This window comes from Winogradskyella sp. J14-2, from assembly GCF_001971725.1.
Lineage (GTDB): Bacteria > Bacteroidota > Bacteroidia > Flavobacteriales > Flavobacteriaceae > Winogradskyella.
This window is the reverse complement of record NZ_CP019388.1, coordinates 1,968,393-1,986,333: the sequence shown is the minus strand read 5'-3', so window position 1 is coordinate 1,986,333 and position 17,941 is coordinate 1,968,393. Positions and strand designations below refer to the sequence as shown.

Here is a 17,941-nt window from a genome sequence, read left to right as displayed (position 1 = left end):
AGATGAACGTTAACCTACAAGAACATATCAAAACATTGGAAGCTTCAAACCGCATTTTTCATCATATAAAAGGAATTCAATCCGGTGCAACAGTCATTTTTTTTGCTGGTATTCATGGTAATGAGTTTGCTGGAGTTAATGCGCTAAACGCTATAATGCCACAACTGAATGAAGAAACTATTAGAGGAGAAATATTTGGTGTTTATGGTAATATAAAAGCACTTAAAGCCAACAAGCGATTCATAGACTTAGACTTAAACAGATTATGGACAACTAAACAACTTGAGCAATTAGAAACGGAAAAGAATCCCGAAAACGAGCTCCAAGAGCAAATAGGTGTATTTCAGTTTATAAAAGGTGTTTTAGCTTCTACAGATAATCCAATTTATTTTATTGACCTTCACACCACATCCAGCAAAACCTTACCGTTTATAACCATTAATGACGCTCTAATCAATCGTAAATTTTCAGCCTGCTTTAATATACCTGTAGTACTTGGTATTGAAGAATATTTAGAAGGGCCTCTTTTAAGTTATCTAAACACGCTTGGTTATGTGTCTCTAGGTTTTGAGGCTGGGCAGCATAACGATCCTCAAGCAATAAAAAGTTGCGAGGCTTTTGTTTATTTGGTTTTGAGTCATACCAGCAACCTTATAAATCCAGATAGCGAAAAGATAAATGTGTATAAAAATGAATTAGAAAGTGCTTCAAAATCTATAGACTCTATTTTTGAAGTTGTTTATAAATACCATATAGAGCCAGAGGAAAACTTTAAGATGTATCAAGGATTTGAAAGCTTTCAATCTATAAAAAAAGGAACCATTTTGGCTCGCTCTAACGGTAGGGACATTCGTTCAACTTATTCAGCTAAACTGTTTATGCCACTATATCAAAAATCAGGAAAGGACGGCTTCTTTATTATTAAAACAATACCAAGATTCTTTCTAAAATTATCAGAACTTCTAAGACTAGTAAAAGCAGATCATGCGTTAACTTTTTTACCTGGTATTACCTGGCACAATAAGCAAAAAGGAATCTTAAAGGCCAATCTAAAAGTTGCTCGGTTTTTAGCAAAATCTATATTTCATCTTTTTGGTTACAGAAACAAACAAATGGACGAAAATCACCTCTTATTATACAACAGAGAGCGTGTAGCTAAAAGGGCCATGTATAAGAATGAAAAGTGGTATTAAAAAAGAGGTTGTCTAAAAAGTAGAAGAATCCTGTCATTCTGAGTTTATTTCAGAATCTCAATAATTTGATTTTCAATTTGTTTTAGAATCTGAAACGAGTTCAGATTGACAAAACATTAACTTTTTAAACAACCTCTTTAAAATTTTTAGTAATACCAAAATTACTCTACAGTAAGTGTGTTGTTTTCACGGTTAACATCTGCCATTAATTTAGAAGCATCAATTTCCACAGATTTAACGGTTTTCTTTGTATTAAATGAATAAGTAGGCATTGCCCAAGCCCAGTCACTTATTATAGTTGCTGATGTTGGTTTTTCGCCACGCATCATTTGTAACGGAATGTAAAATTCTTCGGTAGAACCATCTGTGTAAGTTACAGAAAGATCTATTGGCATTGGCATTAAGCCGATACGCTCTAGGGTAATTGTATTGCCTTCTACAGATTTAACTCCATAATCTACTGTATTTGTAGTTTGTGCAAAATCAATAAGATACCAGTCTAGCTCAAAATCTGTAACACGTTCTGCAGTACGTACAAAGTCCATTGGTTTAGGGTGCTTAAATGAAAAATCCTCAAAGTACTTTTTTATGGTTTTCTTTAGGTTTTCTTCTCCAATAACATAACCTAATTGTGCTATAAAAACAGCACCTTTACTATATGCAGCAGCACCATATACTTGGTTGTATTTATAACGATCTGCGTGTGTAGTTAGCGGTTGCTCATAACCAGAGTTAGCAAGCCCAATATAACCTCTGTAAGATCCGCTTAAAGGATTATCACTTTTACTAGATCCAAATTCGTTTTCTGCTAATGTAGAAATGTAGCTGGTAAAACCTTCATCCATCCATTCGTGCTTAGCTTCGTTAGTTGCTAATAAAAACTGAAACCATGTGTGTGCCATTTCATGGGCTGTGACTCCAAGTAAACTGCCATAAGATCTTTTTCCTGTAATTAACGTACACATGGCATACTCCATTCCGCCATCTCCTCCTTGTATTACTGAGTACTGATCGTAAGGATATTCGCCTATATTTTCACTAAAATAAGTCATTAATTTTGCAGTATCTGGTTGAAGCTTTTTCCAGTTTTCTATGTACTTAGGCTCTAGGTCTTTTTTGTAGTAAAAATGAAGTGTTGGCCCATTTTCCATTTCAAACGTATCATGAATAAAATCCGGATCTGCGGCCCAAGTAAAATCATGAACTTTTGGAGCTTTAAAATGAACAGTTTTCTTGCCTTTTTTGGCTTTTGTTTCACTTTGAATGTAACCTGTGCCACCAACTACATAATCTTTGTCTATGGTTAATTTTACATCGAAATCTCCCCAAACACCATGAAACTCTCTTCCTATGTAAGGATCTGCATGCCAACCTTCATCATCATATTCTGCTAATTTAGGATACCATTGTGTCATAGAAAGTGCAACACCTTCTTTATTATTTCTACCAGACCGACGAATCTGTAAAGGTACCTGGCCATCAAAATCCATATCAAAGGTTACACTTTCGCCTGGTTGAATAGGTTGACTAAGTTTTACCTCAAGTACTGTACCTACAGTTTCGTGAGCGATGTCTTTACCATTTTGTTTTAATGAGTTTACTTTTATATAACCTATTTCGTTGGGTTGAAGTTTACTTATTCTATCACCAACTCTAGGGTCTGGGTCAGCTATGGTTCTAGACCTAATATCCATTTCACTTCCTGGCTGAAACGCGTTGAAATACAAATGGTAATACACACGATTGAGTACATCTGGTGAATTATTGGTGTATACTAATCTTTGCTTACCTTGATATTGAAACGTCTCAACATCCATATCAATTTCCATAGCATAGTCTACGTGTTGTTGCCAATAACCATAAGAAGAAGTGCTAACAGTAGATTTTGATGTGTTTTTTACTGGATTTTCTGTGGCTCCACACGATAGTATTATAGCAAAAACAGAAAGGTTTAGAAGTAATTTTTTCATTTCAAAATGATTTAAAATTAAAAGGTAACTATTCTAGTTTAAAATGTAGAACAGTTACCTTATTTAAAGTCCCATTAGGGTTTATTTTATTTTTGAAGCCATTATTAGTGCATTGTAGGCATTAACAATTTTTCCAGATTTAGATAAATCTGCAAAAGGTTTTACGTTATTAGCATCACCACCAACAATAACTTTAGTAGTTAAAGGTAACCCAGAATCTAAGATAACTTGCTTAACCTGAGCAGCAGTTAATTTTGGATATTGCGAACGAATTAAAGCAGCAATACCAGCAACACCTGGTGCAGCCATAGATGTACCTCCTTTAAAGTCGTACTCGTTTTCTGGTGTGGTTGAGTATACAGAAGAACCAGGTGCAAAAACATCTACATTTTGCTTTCCGTAATTAGAAAAACCAGACACCATTTTAGAACCGTAGTTTTGCGTTAAAGACCCAACTCTTATGTAGTTATCAGCAACTTCAACAAAGTTTACGTTATCGTCGGGAAAGTTTGGCTCTACATCAACATTGTTACTATCATTACCAGCAGCATGCACAAAAACAACATCATTATCTGCCGCGTATTTTATAGCATCTCTTACCCATTCGCTATGAGGTGAAAAAGATTTACCAAAACTACCGTTAATAACTTTAGCTCCGTTATCTACAGCATAGCGTATGGATAGCGCCACATCTTTGTCGTACTCATCTCCATTAGGTACAACGCGTAGCGCCATAATCTCAACATTGTTAGCCACACCGTTTGCACCTAAACCATTGTTACGTTCAGCCGCAATAATACCAGCAACGTGTGTACCATGAGACTCAGATTTTTTTACATGCTTTACGTTTCCGTTTCCGTAACCTACATCAGTTAAATCATTAATATCATCTTTAGTTGTTCTACCAGAAAAATTGATGTTTAAGTTATAGTTTAAACGCTCATTGATAGACTCTAATGCTTCTTTAATTTCTTTTTTGGCATCTGCCATAGACTCTAAACCGTTACTATACATGTACTGCGCCATACCTTTTGCTTGTTGTACAGCTTCATCTTGAGAATCTATTGCATTAACATCTTCTTTTGTGTAATCTTCTTTACCTGTGGCTTTAGCTAAAGTTTCATCAGCAGAAACTACTCTTTGGTAAATTTGATCGTACTGCGTCTTACGACCCAACCACTTTTCGTATTCGGACGCTTGTAGTGCTACAGCCTCATCATATCTTGGGTTTGAAGTATCTTTGGCAGCAATCATACGCACATATTCTAATTGTTCGTCGTAGGCATCACCTAAAAAATTCCAACCATGAATATCGTCTATGTAACCATTTTTATCGTCGTCTTTTCCGTTATTTGGTATTTCATCTTTATTAGTCCAGATAACATCATCTAAGTCTTCGTGATCGATATCTATACCAGAATCAATTACGGCAACGATTACTTTTTTACCCTTTTTGCCTTTAATTATTTCTTCGTAAGCTCTGTCTACAGCCATACCAGGAATGGTATCTCTTTCTAGATCTAAATGGCCCCAATTTTTCTTTTCGGCTTCGGTTAATTCTGTAACTTTTAGTGGAGACGTATCTATATTTTCTACTGGTGTAGATAAAATATCTGCTGTACCACCACAACCCATAAAGAGTGCTGAAGAAACAAATAGGTACGCTAATGGTTTAATGTTAAATTTCATGTGTTGATGTTTAGTATTAATTAAATAGTTCTTTACAAGTATAGTTTTCATTGAGTCTAACACCTTTTTCAGTGTGTTTTACAGTTATAATTTCATTGTGTGCGTCGTGCTCTAAAAAGAGGTAAAAATTTTTATCTGCCGCCATATTTAAAAACAGCTCTTTTTCATCTAAGGTTAGTAATGGCCTGGTATCGTAACCCATTACAAATGGTAAAGGTAAATGACCAGCTGTGGGTAATAGGTCTGCCATAAAACAAATGGTTTTTCCTTTATAGTTAATCATAGGAATCATTTGCTTGTCTGTATGGCCATCTGCAAAGAAAATATTAAATCCTAATTCGGAGTTTTTTAAAATCTTATCTTCAGGTAGTGCTGTAAACTTTAATTGTCCACTATCTTCCATTGGTATTATATTTTCTTTTAAAAACGAAGCCTTTTCTCTTCGGTTTGGTTCCGTTGCCCATTTCCAATGAGCTACATTACTCCAAAAATGAGCGTTTTTAAAAGCTGGCTCGTAACCTGTTCGGTCATTATTCCATTTAATGCTACCACCACAATGATCAAAATGTAAATGCGTCATAAAGACGTCTGTTATGTCATCTCTATGGAAACCGTATTTTGACAATGATTTATCAATGGTATCGTCTCCCCAGGGAAAATAATAGCCATAGAATTTATCGCTTTGCTTATTGCCCATTCCTGTATCTATCAATATCAATCGATTGCCATCTTCAATTAACAAGCAGCGCGCAGCAATATCAATCATGTTATTGTTATCAGCAGGATTGGTACGTTGCCAAAGCGATTTTGGTACTACACCAAACATAGCGCCACCATCGAGTTTAAAATTGCCAGCGTTTATAGGATATAATTTCATAATTACGCAATTTACCAAATTAGCTTCTAAAACGGAATATCCTTTTGAAATTATTAGGATTTTTACGATTGTAAAAAAAAGGCTATTTTCGAGATGATTTTAAAAACTACACTATGGTTGAATTAGCTGGTATTATTATTCTTGGAATATTAGCGCAATGGGTAGCTTGGAAATTTAAAATACCAGCAATCCTTCCCTTGATACTTATTGGCCTTTTGGTTGGTCCAATTGCTGCCGAATTTATAAATGCTGATGGTACAAAATGGATAGAACCCATTTGGGACGAAACGCAAAAAAAAGGCTTATTCCCTGGTGAAGGTCTATTTTACTTTGTATCCTTGGCTATTAGCATTATTCTTTTTGAAGGAGGGCTAACATTAAAGCGAAGCGAAATTAAAAATGTTGGTCCTGTAATAACAAAATTAATTACTGTGGGTGCTGCAGTTACTTTTTTTGGTGCAGCTGTTTTAGCACACTATCTTTTTGGTCTTAGTTGGGATTTATGTTTTTTATTTTCAGGATTAATTATTGTTACAGGGCCAACGGTAATAACTCCTATTTTAAGAAATATACCTTTAAAGCGAGATGTTTCTACGGTTTTAAAATGGGAAGGTATTTTAATTGATCCAATTGGTGCTTTGGTTGCAGTATTGGTGTTTGAGTTTATCTCTGTTGAAGGGGAAGTTGGCTTTACAAAAACTGCACTAATAGAATTTGGCAAAATTATACTATTTGGCACCACATTCGGTTTTACTTTTGCGCACGCTTTGGTATTTGCAATTAATAAAAAGTTTATACCACATTATCTTCTCAATGTAGTGTCGCTATCAGTAGTTCTTTTAGTGTTTATTGAGTCTGAAATATTTGCCCACGAGTCTGGTTTATTGGCCGTTGTTGTCATGGGAATGGTAATAGGAAACAGCAAACTAGACAATATTAAAGAGTTACTTTACTTTAAAGAGTCGCTTAGTGTATTATTAATTTCCATATTATTTATACTCTTGGCTGCAAATATTAACTACCAAGATTTAATGCTATTGTATAGGTGGGAAACTCTTGCTCTTTTTTTAGCAGTGGTACTTTTTATAAGACCTTTGGCAGTATTTGTAAGTGCTCAAGGCTCAACATTAAAAACTAATGAAAAAATGTTTATTAGCTGGGTTGGTCCTCGTGGTATAGTTGCTGCTGGTATTGCCTCTCTTTTTGGCAGTAAGTTAAGAGCAGCAGGAGTTGAAGGGGCTGAGTACATTACTCCCTTAGTATTTATGATCGTTTTAGGGACAGTATTACTAAATGCAACCACAGCACGTTTGTTTGCAAGAGTATCTGGTGTTTTCTTGTCAAAATCCGAAGGTATTTTAATTATAGGCGCATCTAGAGTTTCTCGCATTGTTGCTCAATATCTCATAGACAACGGAAGGCACGTGGTTTTGGTAGATAGTAACCAAAGTAATGTTAATGAAGCTCAAAAAATGGGAATAGAGGCGCATACTGAAAATATTTACTCAGAAACATTAAAAGATAATGTAGAGTTTAATGATATAGGATACCTTTTAGCTCTTACAGGAAACGCAGATATTAACCGATACGCAGTAGAAAAATTTGGAGCCCAATTCGGTGAAAATGGCTCATTTAGGCTTGCATCTAAAACAGAATTAGAAAACAGCTCTATTTCAACAGAAGACGGTGTGTTTACCATGTCTGATGATTTTAATAATCTTATGGAAGTTACAGAAGAGTACCCAGAAATACATGAGTTTGCAGTTAAAGACCTAGATACTTATCACAATACATTAGAGATTATTAAATCTGATAAAGATCAAATTCCGTTATTCCTTAAAACCAGTAAGGGTGAAATACATATAATTCCTTCATTAGATGATGATGTAGAAAAGGAAATAGACGCTAAAAGCGTACTGGTTTATCTCGGTAAAAAAATAGAAGCCTCTAACTAAAAATATGTTAGACCATCTTAATTTAGAAAATGTCTCAAGAGCCCTAGAGCTGAAACGAAAAAGGCTATATGTCTTGTACAGAGCATACAAAATTACTGTAATGCCAATTTTTCAAATAGCTAAAGTTACTAGCATTGTAATATTATTTGTCATTCTAATTTTTCCACCGCTTTTAATGTATCTCGCTATTTCTGGTACGGTTTGTATTCTTTCGGGATTAATTCCGTCTCCAAAATATAAATATACCAATTCAGTTAAGGAAAAAGTATTACAAAAACTGGTAAAATCTTTACATCCAGAAAATATTTATAGCATTAATATCTCATTAAAAACACTTGTAAGTAGTAGTAAAATTTTTAAAAATACGTTCATTAATCAATCAAAATATATTGTAGGGTTTAACCATATTTCTGGAAAAATTGAAGACGTTCCTATTAGTTTTAGTGAAGTTAAGTTTTATAAAGATGTTATAAATTATGGCAAAACAATAGGAGGTTGCTTATTGTCTATTCTTTTATTACCGCTTTTTATTATAAGAGGAATTTTTACTGAAACAGAAGAAGATAATGATTTACCTGGGCTTGGAATTATAAAGGATGAAATTAAGTTTTACGAAGGTCTTTTTATGCATGCTAATTTTAAAATTAAAAATAAAGATAAGTTACTCTTAATACCAACAATTTACTCAGAAGATAAAACAAAATTCTCTGCTATTGATTATGGTAATGAGGTTGATACTTTAAATTTTGAACAATTAGGCATGCCACAGCAGTACAAATTATTTTCTAAATTTAAGACATCGCATCCATTAGTAGAAGCTATAGCCATAGCACTTAAAAACATATATTTAGCAAATGGTTATACACCAATAATAGCTTTTTCTGAAGGTCAATTATATATAACATTACCTCAAAAATCTAATTATTTAAATTTTGATATTAACAAAAAAGTTAATGGTTCAGAATTTTTTGAACCCTACTTTAAGGACTATGAGGCTTTTAAATATATGGTTAAATCAATAAGAACTGCCATTAACAAACTTAGCTAGCTCCTACAAATGAATGAAACTGAGAGAATAGATTATTCAAAATATCAAGTAGATGAACTAGCCGAAACTATATCTGACGCTATTTTATTTCCGCTTTATATTGGTAAAGTTTTTGGCTTGGTATTACTTGTTTTTTTAGTGATGTTAACCATGGTTGCATATATGCATTTTCAAAACACCTTTTTTGGTATTTTATTTTGGTTTTTAGCTTTTATAATATCATTACCAACCGTTATTATATTTTCTGTAATTAGGCTTTTTAGCACTATACAAAGCGATATCGAAAAAGTCTATGAGATAACATTACAAACCACTAAAAACATATATAAAGATACAGGATTGTTACGTACGCAAAGACAAAATGATGTGACATTAAAAACTACTTTTTCTGACGTTTTTAAAGGTGTGGCGTTGTTTGTAATAAAGCCAGCATTAAATAAAGTTATTGGGAAGCGAGTAAAGTTTTTTGCCTTTCCATTTGTTTTCATAATAGACACAATATTTAAAAAGTATGTATTAAAAAAGGTTAAAACATTACCAAAACAAGCGATTTTTGAATCATCTTCTAATGAGGAATTAGTTGCAAATTACAAGTATAACTTTAGTGATAAAACTTTTAAAATCATCAAATTTCCTTTTCGTTTTATACTCATCATATACGGATTTTTTAATCTCGCACTGGTTTATCTATTCTATTTATTACTTTCTTAAGTTGAAGTATAAGAATTAAAAAAATCCCTCATATATGAGGGAGTTTTTCTGTTAATCGTTTAGCTTTAATACAGCCATAAAAGCCTGCTGAGGTATTTCTACATTACCCACTTGGCGCATACGTTTTTTACCTTTTTTCTGCTTTTCAAGAAGTTTACGCTTTCGCGAAATATCACCTCCATAACATTTTGCTGTTACGTCTTTACGAAGCGCTTTAATGGTTTCGCGTGCAATTATTTTAGCACCAATAGCAGCCTGTACTGGGATGTCAAACTGTTGTCTTGGTATAAGCTCTTTTAGTTTTTCAGTCATTTTTTTACCAATCGTATAGGCATTGTCAGCATGTACTAAAGCAGAAAGCGCATCAACGGTTTGTGCGTTTAACAAGATGTCTACTCTTACCAGTTTTGAAGCACGCATACCAATTGGTGAGTAATCAAAAGAGGCATAACCTTTAGATACGGTTTTTAAACGGTCATAAAAATCGAATACTATTTCTGCTAACGGCATGTCAAAACTAAGTTCAACACGTTCAGTCGTTAAATACGTTTGATTAGTAATTTGTCCACGTTTTTCTATACAAAGGCTCATTACAGGACCAACAAAGTCAGATTTTGTAATTATAGTTGCCTTAATATATGGTTCTTCTACACGATTTAAAGTAGAAGGTTCTGGTAAATCTGAAGGATTGTTTACAATAACAATCTCATCAGGGTTTTTATTAGTAAAAGCGTGGTAACTTACGTTTGGTACTGTAGTAATTACCGTCATATCAAACTCACGCTCTAAACGTTCTTGAATAATTTCTAAGTGAAGCATACCAAGGAATCCACAACGGAACCCAAAACCTAAAGCAGCAGAACTCTCTGGAGCAAATACCAAGGATGCGTCGTTTAGCTGAAGTTTTTCCATAGAGGCGCGTAGCTCTTCATAATCTTCTGTATCTACAGGATAAATACCAGCAAAAACCATAGGCTTTACATCCTCAAAACCAGAAATAGCATTTTTAGTGGGTTCTTTTGCATCAGTAATGGTATCACCAACTTTTACCTCGCGAGCATCTTTAATTCCTGTTATTAGGTAGCCAACATCACCAGCTTTTATTTCTTGCTTTTTAACCTGAGTTAGTTTTAGAGTACCTACCTCATCGGCAAAATAGTTTTTACCAGTATTAATAAATTTAATGTTTTGCCCTTTTTTAATAGATCCATTTATCACTCTAAAATAGGTTTCTACACCTCTAAAAGGATTATAAACAGAATCAAAAATAAGTGCCTGCAAAGGCTCGTCTGGATTTCCTTTTGGTGCAGGAATACGTTCTATAATTGCCGCCAAAATAGCATCAACACCAAGCCCTGTTTTTCCACTCGCAGGAATAACTTCAGAAGGGTCGCAACCTAATAAATCTACGATATCGTCTGTTACCTCTTCAGGATTGGCACTTGGTAAGTCTATTTTATTAAGTATAGGAATGATTTCTAAATCATTTTCTAAAGCTAAATATAGATTAGAAATGGTCTGTGCTTGTATGCTTTGCGCTGCATCAACAATAAGAAGCGCTCCTTCGCATGCCGCAATAGAACGAGAAACTTCATATGAAAAATCTACGTGACCAGGCGTGTCAATAAGGTTAAGAATATATTGTTCATCTCCGTAGGTATATTCCATTTGAATGGCATGAGACTTTATGGTAATACCACGTTCGCGCTCTAAGTCCATATTGTCTAGCAACTGGTCTTGTTTTTCTCTATCAGTTACAGAGCCTGTAAAATCCAATAAACGATCTGCAAGTGTACTCTTTCCGTGGTCTATATGTGCAATGATGCAAAAATTACGAATATTCTTCATTTCTCTTTTTCTAAAGCAACTTTAAGATTGCAAATATAATTGATTTATTGTCCTTTGTAACAACAAAAAAGAACAATTAAAATTCAATAAACTACGGAAAAACCGTAATAACATATAAAAAACTATGTTTATATTGCGAGTACAAAGCTAACTAATGATTATTTACCTGCGCTCTCTTTTTTGTACATTTATTTTTGTGCTGTCTTATGGCGTCAATGCCCAGAATTTTTCTATTTTAGGCAAGGTTGTTGATGCTGAAAACACACCTATTGAATTGGCCAATGTGATTCTTTTACAAGGAGAAGAAAGAGAATTTTTACTAGGTACATCTACAGACGATAATGGCTATTTTAATTTGGTCAATCTAAGAGAGGACACCTACTATCTTAAAATAAGTTTTATTGGTTTAGTAGAGTTTGAGCAAAAAATCGTTCTCACAGGAGATTTAGACTTAAAAACGATACTACTTAAAGAAAACTCTGAAAGTTTAGACGAAGTCACCATTGTTGCAAAGAAGCCAACGATTACCAGAAAACCAGACCGTTTAGTTTTTAATGTAGAAAATACGGCACTAGTAGAAGGGTCTACCCTTGGTGTTCTAAAAAGTACTCCAGGTGTTATTGTTAGCGAAGAAGGTATTAATATTAAAAGCGCTCGCGCAGCAGTTTACATTAACGGCCGAAGAGTTCAGTTAACCTCAGAAGAGCTAATGCAACTGCTAGAGAGTGCACCAGCAAATAGTATAAAATCTGTTGAGGTTATTACCAATCCGCCTGCAAATTACGATGCAGATAGCGGATCGGTGATAAATATAATTATGAGCAAGAATTTGGTAACTGGTTACAGAGGTAGCGTTAAAACAAATTATACCCAAGGTGTTTTTCCGAGGTACAACGCTGGTACAAGTCACTATTTAAAAAACAATAAAATTAACTTTAACCTCAATTATAATTACACAAACCAGAAGATCAATAGAGACCAAGACGACACGGTTAATTTTTTAGAAAATACAAATCCAAATCCAAACGGAGAAGAGATTTATGAAATAGACCAGATTTGGAAATCAAATACCAATAGAAACACATGGTCAGAAACCCATAACCTCAATATAAACTTTGATTACTTCCTTGATGATAAAAACACCTTAAGCTTAACAAGTACAGGTTTGTATATGCCTTATTTTAAGTATCAGGTTAATAATAGAACAGATATTTTTGACGAAAGCGAAAATTTTGAATCGAGTTTTACAGCAGATAATCTCTCTCTAGACAACAAGTACAATATTGGTACAGATTTGATTTTTAGACACGATTTTGAAAATAATGCCAACATAACTTTTAATAGCCATCTTACGATTTTCGATTACAACCGTGACCAAGAGGTGTTTCAGGATGAACCAGGCTTTTTAAACGATTCAGAGTTTAATACATTAGCTAATCAAGACACAAGAATATTTACAACACAAGCAGATTACAATCTACCGATTGGCGAGTCCTCTAGTTTTGGGGCAGGTGTAAAATATTCTAATGTTAATACGGACAGCGATATCGTGCGGTTGAATATTATTAATGGTAACGAGGTTTTAGATACAGATAATTCAGACGCCTTTAAGTACAACGAAAACGTACTTGCTGTTTACGCCAACTATAGTACATCTTGGGATAAATGGGATTTAAGTTTAGGCCTAAGAACTGAGCAAACTAATATTGAGGGCAAATCTTTAAGCCTTAGCGAAACAAACACCCAAGACTACCTCAATTGGTTTCCTAATGCTAGCCTAACCTACGCAATTTCAGATGATGTGAGGGTATCTACTAATTATAAACGAAGTATTACAAGGCCAAGCTACACAAATCTAAATCCATTTACTTTCTTTATAAATGAAAACACTGTGGTTTTAGGAAACCCAAATTTATTACCCACTTACACCGATAATTACAAGATTAGTTTAGATTTCTTAAAGAATTTTACTTTCTCTGCCTACTACACAAACTATGATGGAGCCATAGAAGAGCTACCAAGGCAGAATAATGAAACTAATATTATTGCTTATACACCAACCAATTTAGATAGCCGTGTAGATTACGGATTTGATTTAGAGTTTAACTATTATCCGTCTAACAGATTTAATATTTATGCAGTTTCATCTACTTTTAATATGAATGAAGAAGTGGATTTTGGAAATGGCTTTGTAGAATTAAATCAATGGTCTCAACTGTTTATTTTATCGTCTGGGCTTACGTTACTTAAAGATAATAGTTTAAATATTAACGCCACTTTTTGGTGGTTTGGAAGAAACCTTCAGAGTTTGCAACGTGTAGATGATAGATTAATTTCTACCCTGAGTGTTTCAAAATCACTCTTAAACGATAGAGCCGTTATATCATTAAGTATTGATGATATTTTTAATATGCAAGATTACGATATTTCCATAGATTATCTCAACCAATCAAGTGGAAGGATTTTAGATCAAGACAATAGATTTGTAAAATTAGGTTTTAGTTATAAATTTGGTAATACCAAACTTAGCACTAATGAGCGGTCTGCATCTGCAGAAGAGCGCGATAGACTAAAAGATTTAAATTAATCTTGCCACTCTGCAATAAACAAATTAGTATCTCTTGTACCACCATTATTTCGGTTAGAAGAGAAAATTAAATATTTACCATCATTAGAAAATACTGGAAAAGCTTCAAACGTGTTGCCATGAGTAACGCGCCTTAGGTTTTTACCATCAATATCAATCATATAAAGGTTAAAGGGGAAACCAATTTCACTTTCAAAATTAGAAGAAAACAGCACCTTTTTACCACTTGGGTGAAAAAACGGACTCCAATTGGCATTGCCTAAATCCGTTAATTGTTTCATATCGCTCCCATCTGCATTACAGATAAAAAGCTCCATATCGCTAGGCTCCACCAATCCTTTAGCTAATAAATCTTTATATTCTTTTTGTTCTTTTTCCGTTTTAGGACGCGACGCTCTAAAAATAAGTTTACTACCATCTGGCGAAAAGAATGCGCCGCCATCGTAACCAAGCTCGTCGGTAATTTGTTTTACGTCTGTACCGTCTATATTCATGGTATACAGCTCTAGGTCACCACTTCTGGTAGATGTAAATACAATTTTGTCTCCTTTTGGTGATACCGTTGGCTCGGCATCATAACCATCTTCAAATGTGAGTTGTTTTACAATGTTACCCTCTAAGTCGGCAACAAAAATGTCGTAAGTATCATAGATTGGCCAAATGTATTTACCATTTTCTTTTACAGGAACTTCTGGACAACCTTCACCTCCCAAATGCGTAGACGCGTAAATAATATGTTTGTTATCTGGTAAAAAATAAGAACAGGTAGTTCTTCCTTTTCCTGTACTCACCATTGGTGGAGCAATACTATCAGTAAAAGTTTCTTCTGCGTTCATCAAAAACATCTGATCGCAATTAACGCCCCATTTTGCATTGTTAGACTGAAATACCAATTGTTTGTCATCAAAGCTCCAGTAAGCTTCGGCATTATCTCCACCAAAAGTAACCTGCCTGAGCGATTTAAAGTTTGTTTCTTCTGGATATATGAGAGACGTATTTAGGTCAGATGCTTCTGGATGGCTATCGGCATCAGAAGATTGTTTCTCATTTTTACAAGAAGAAATAGCAACACAAAATAGAAAAATAATGGCGAGTCTGTTCATGGTTAATAATTATATTATATGGGCATTAATACTTAATTTTGCAAAAATAAGATTTAGTGATGAAAAATATAGTGTTTTTGTTTCTTTTAGTAAGTGTGTGCGCTTGCAAGAAAGAACCTAAAGTTGCAGAGAACAAAATAAAAGAAGATGTTTATTTTTTAGCTGATGATAAGCTAGAAGGCCGACAAACAGGCACTGAAGGTGAGAAAAAAGCTTCTGAGTACCTCATTAAGCGTTTTAAGGAAATTGGGCTCGAAGCAAAAGGAACAGAAGGTTTTTTACAACCTTTTTCATTTAAACCAAAAACAGACCCTCACAAAGAAGTTGAGTTTACTACTAATGCAGACAGCACAATTACTGGTAATAATGTAATAGGTTTTATAAATAATAATGCTGAAAAAACAATCATTATTGGTGCGCATTACGATCATTTGGGCTATGGTGGTGAAGGCTCGCTTTATAGAGGAGAAGAGAAAGCAGTGCACAATGGAGCAGATGATAATGCGAGTGGTGTAGCTATTATGTTGAATTTAGCCGAAAGACTTAAAGTTAAGAACGATAATGCAGAAACGAAGGATGAAAATAATTATTTATTTATGGCTTTTTCTGGTGAGGAAATGGGTTTGTTGGGTTCTAATTATTTTTCTAAAAATCCAACTATTGATGCCGAGACTATTAATTATATGATTAACATGGATATGGTTGGAAGATTAAAAGCAGATAGCACTTTAGCGGTTTATGGAGTAGGCACTTCACCGATCTTTAAGCAAACCATAAAAGCACACAACGATAGATTTAAATTGGTTCAAAATGAAAGTGGAGTAGGACCAAGCGATCACACTTCTTTTTACTTAATAGATGTGCCAGTATTGCATTTTTTTACAGGCCAACACGAAGATTATCATAAGCCTGCAGACGATTCAGACAAGTTGAATTATGAAGGGATGAATCTAATTTCTGATTATATTTTCGATATCATATCAGATCTCGATGATAACGGCGAATTAGCTTTTAGAAAAACCAAAAATGAAAGTGAAGAAACACCACGATTTAAAGTTGGTTTGGGTGTAGTGCCAGACTATTTGTTCGACGGAAAAGGTATGCGTATTGATGGTACTAGAGAAGAAACACCAGCCTTTAATGCTGGCTTAAAAAAAGGAGATATTGTTGTAAAATTAGGAGACAGTACAGTTACAGATATGATGAGTTATATGCGAGCGTTATCCGTCTTTGAAAAAGGCGATGAGGCAGCCATTATTGTTAAAAGAGGAAGTGAAACAATCGAAACAAAAGTGAATTTTTAAACCAGTCAACAAGTCTTTTCTTTAAAAAAAATATTTAATTGTACATTTAAGCCTAATCTAGATCAATTACAATGAAAAAACTATTATCACTTCTTTGTTTATTTACACTTTTCTTTGCCTTTACTTGCGAAAACGAACCTTTAGATTTTGATGCCGAAACAGGTGGAACCGATGCCGACTTATTAGGGGAATGGAATCTTGTAGAATTTGATGTTGAAGTAAGCACCTCTGCTAATTTTCAGGGACAAGAGATTTCTTCGGACGTAGAAGTTTATAGCACAACTGTAGATTATACCTTGAATTTTACCGAAAGCAATTTTACTACAAACGGCAGTTATAGTTACGTAGCTGATATTGTTGCTAATGGTATGAATATAGAAGGAGAACCTTACACACTAGAAAATGTTTCTGGCAGCGGAAGCTATTCCGTAAATGGAAATGAAATGACAGTAGACGGATCTTTCTTTGAGTTTTCTTTTGAAGGAATGGATTTTGCCGAGCTTAACGGTGAACAAACAGCAACATTTGAGATATCTGATAATGGGCAAACATTAATATTTAGCCAAAATGAAACAACAACAGAAACCGACGTTGCAACGGGAGTTACTTCTACAAGCACCCAAGTGTCTAGCTCTGTTTGGACAAGAGGTGCTAACTCATCTCCTGATTGTACAGCAGAGGAAGCAACCAACGAAGCTGCTGCCGCATACAATAACGACAACACTAATGAAGACTTATGTATAGCTTACAAAGAAGCCTTAGAAAATCAAATAGCAGAATGTGGAGATCCTGACGGTAGTTTACAAGATATAATAGATGATCTAGGCGAATGTTCCTCTGGATCTGACAGTTCTGGTATATTAAAGGTAACAACAGGAACTTTACCAATAGACTTTACGCAGCAAACCGTTTCAATAAATCAAGGAATAATTACGGTTGAAGGTGTTAGTGAAGGCGGTAGCTATCAAATTTATTTTCAAGTTGCTGAAGGAGACACTGGTGCAGATGTGTTTCAAAATTTTGTACTAACTATAAATGGCACAGAGTATTTTCCATCTACGCAAGGGTTTGACGATTTTACTTCTAACACATCCGCTAGTTCTGATAACATTTTACAAGCAACATTTTATGGTATAGTAGAAAGTGCTGCAGGTGCTGACTTAAGCCTTACCCAAGGCCAAGCAGACGTGATGTACTAAACATGAGTAGAAAGAAGTTTTAAACTTCTTGTTTATACATAAGTAGATTTTAGACATAAACTATGAAACAAAAGCATATAATAACTAAAATCCACTTAATTATTTCTGTTTTGATTGTAATTCCTGCGGCATTCATTTACGGTTTTCAACCTCAACTTTTTTTAGACATTTCTTACAAAACGATAGATGAACGGAATTTCTCAAAAGCCATTATGGGCATTTATTTAGCGTTTTCAATATTATGGATTCTAGGTATATTTAAAAGAAAATTTCTAAGTTTTGCATTACTGTCTAATGTGTTATTTATGATAGGTCTTGGCTTAGGTAGAATAATTAGCTTAATATTAGATGGCATACCTTCTATTGTTTATGTCATAGGAATATTTGGGGAATTACTTTTAGGTTTTTATGGACTTTGGGTTTTGAATAGCAAATATTATAAAAAGATGTAATTTTG

Annotated in this window: 13 protein-coding genes; 8 read left to right on the top strand and 5 right to left on the bottom strand. The window is 34.2% G+C overall.

Translation table 11 applies throughout. The features are described 5' to 3' along the window. Positions 1-2 precede the first annotated feature (2 nt). Positions 3-1,193, top strand: a complete 1,191-nt coding sequence (locus tag BWZ20_RS09025) for a succinylglutamate desuccinylase/aspartoacylase family protein (protein ID WP_076619218.1) — start codon at positions 3-5, stop codon at positions 1,191-1,193. Positions 1,194-1,354: 161 nt separating this feature from the next. On the opposite strand, the gene BWZ20_RS09020 is transcribed toward BWZ20_RS09025, so the two are convergent. The 3 genes from BWZ20_RS09020 to BWZ20_RS09010 all read right to left on the bottom strand — a co-directional run bounded on the left by BWZ20_RS09020 (position 1,355) and on the right by BWZ20_RS09010 (position 5,729). Beyond that, positions 1,355-3,163: a M1 family metallopeptidase gene (locus BWZ20_RS09020; protein WP_076619216.1), complete on the bottom strand. Its 1,809-nt coding sequence runs from the start codon at positions 3,161-3,163 to the stop codon at positions 1,355-1,357. A gap of 81 nt (positions 3,164-3,244) precedes the next feature. Beyond that, positions 3,245-4,852: a S8 family peptidase gene (locus tag BWZ20_RS09015; protein WP_076621316.1), complete on the bottom strand. Its 1,608-nt coding sequence runs from the start codon at positions 4,850-4,852 to the stop codon at positions 3,245-3,247. 16 nt (positions 4,853-4,868) lie between these two features. After that, the gene (locus BWZ20_RS09010) at positions 4,869-5,729 is read right to left on the bottom strand and encodes an MBL fold metallo-hydrolase (RefSeq protein ID WP_076619215.1); all 861 of its coding nucleotides are present in this window, start codon (positions 5,727-5,729) and stop codon (positions 4,869-4,871) included. 113 nt (positions 5,730-5,842) lie between these two features. Here BWZ20_RS09010 and BWZ20_RS09005 point away from each other — a divergent pair, with 113 nt between their 5' ends. From BWZ20_RS09005 to BWZ20_RS08995, 3 genes are read left to right on the top strand one after another with little or no spacing between them, the layout of a single operon-like run. Next, complete coding sequence (locus tag BWZ20_RS09005; protein ID WP_076619212.1) at positions 5,843-7,684, top strand: cation:proton antiporter; 1,842 nt, start codon at positions 5,843-5,845, stop codon at positions 7,682-7,684. Positions 7,685-7,688: 4 nt separating this feature from the next. Continuing rightward, positions 7,689-8,732 carry a hypothetical protein gene (locus BWZ20_RS09000; protein ID WP_157358370.1) on the top strand — a complete coding sequence of 348 codons (1,044 nt, stop codon included), beginning with the start codon at positions 7,689-7,691 and terminating at the stop codon, positions 8,730-8,732. Between the two features lie 9 nt (positions 8,733-8,741). After that, positions 8,742-9,443: a hypothetical protein gene (locus tag BWZ20_RS08995; protein ID WP_076619208.1), complete on the top strand. Its 702-nt coding sequence runs from the start codon at positions 8,742-8,744 to the stop codon at positions 9,441-9,443. A 51-nt stretch (positions 9,444-9,494) separates the two neighbouring features. On the opposite strand, the gene lepA is transcribed toward BWZ20_RS08995, so the two are convergent. Further along, positions 9,495-11,291 (bottom strand): translation elongation factor 4, encoded by a 1,797-nt coding sequence (lepA, locus tag BWZ20_RS08990; RefSeq protein WP_076619206.1) that lies wholly within the window; start codon positions 11,289-11,291, stop codon positions 9,495-9,497. A 154-nt stretch (positions 11,292-11,445) separates the two neighbouring features. Between lepA and BWZ20_RS08985 the strand changes: the two genes are divergently transcribed. After that, on the top strand, positions 11,446-13,878 hold the full coding sequence (locus BWZ20_RS08985) for an outer membrane beta-barrel family protein (RefSeq protein WP_076619204.1): 2,433 nt from the start codon (positions 11,446-11,448) through the stop codon (positions 13,876-13,878). On the opposite strand, the gene BWZ20_RS08980 is transcribed toward BWZ20_RS08985, so the two are convergent. Next, positions 13,875-14,981, bottom strand: a complete 1,107-nt coding sequence (locus tag BWZ20_RS08980; protein ID WP_076619202.1) for a TolB family protein — start codon at positions 14,979-14,981, stop codon at positions 13,875-13,877. The two genes, BWZ20_RS08985 and BWZ20_RS08980, sit on opposite strands and share 4 nt — an antisense overlap. 59 nt (positions 14,982-15,040) lie before the next feature. Between BWZ20_RS08980 and BWZ20_RS08975 the strand changes: the two genes are divergently transcribed. The 3 genes from BWZ20_RS08975 (at position 15,041) to BWZ20_RS08965 (ending at position 17,936) form a co-directional block, all read left to right on the top strand. Beyond that, positions 15,041-16,285: a M28 family peptidase gene (locus tag BWZ20_RS08975; RefSeq protein WP_076619201.1), complete on the top strand. Its 1,245-nt coding sequence runs from the start codon at positions 15,041-15,043 to the stop codon at positions 16,283-16,285. Between the two features lie 71 nt (positions 16,286-16,356). Further along, positions 16,357-17,484: a hypothetical protein gene (locus BWZ20_RS08970; protein ID WP_076619199.1), complete on the top strand. Its 1,128-nt coding sequence runs from the start codon at positions 16,357-16,359 to the stop codon at positions 17,482-17,484. A 62-nt stretch (positions 17,485-17,546) separates the two neighbouring features. Continuing rightward, positions 17,547-17,936: a DUF4345 domain-containing protein gene (locus BWZ20_RS08965; RefSeq protein ID WP_076619197.1), complete on the top strand. Its 390-nt coding sequence runs from the start codon at positions 17,547-17,549 to the stop codon at positions 17,934-17,936. Positions 17,937-17,941 lie beyond the last annotated feature (5 nt).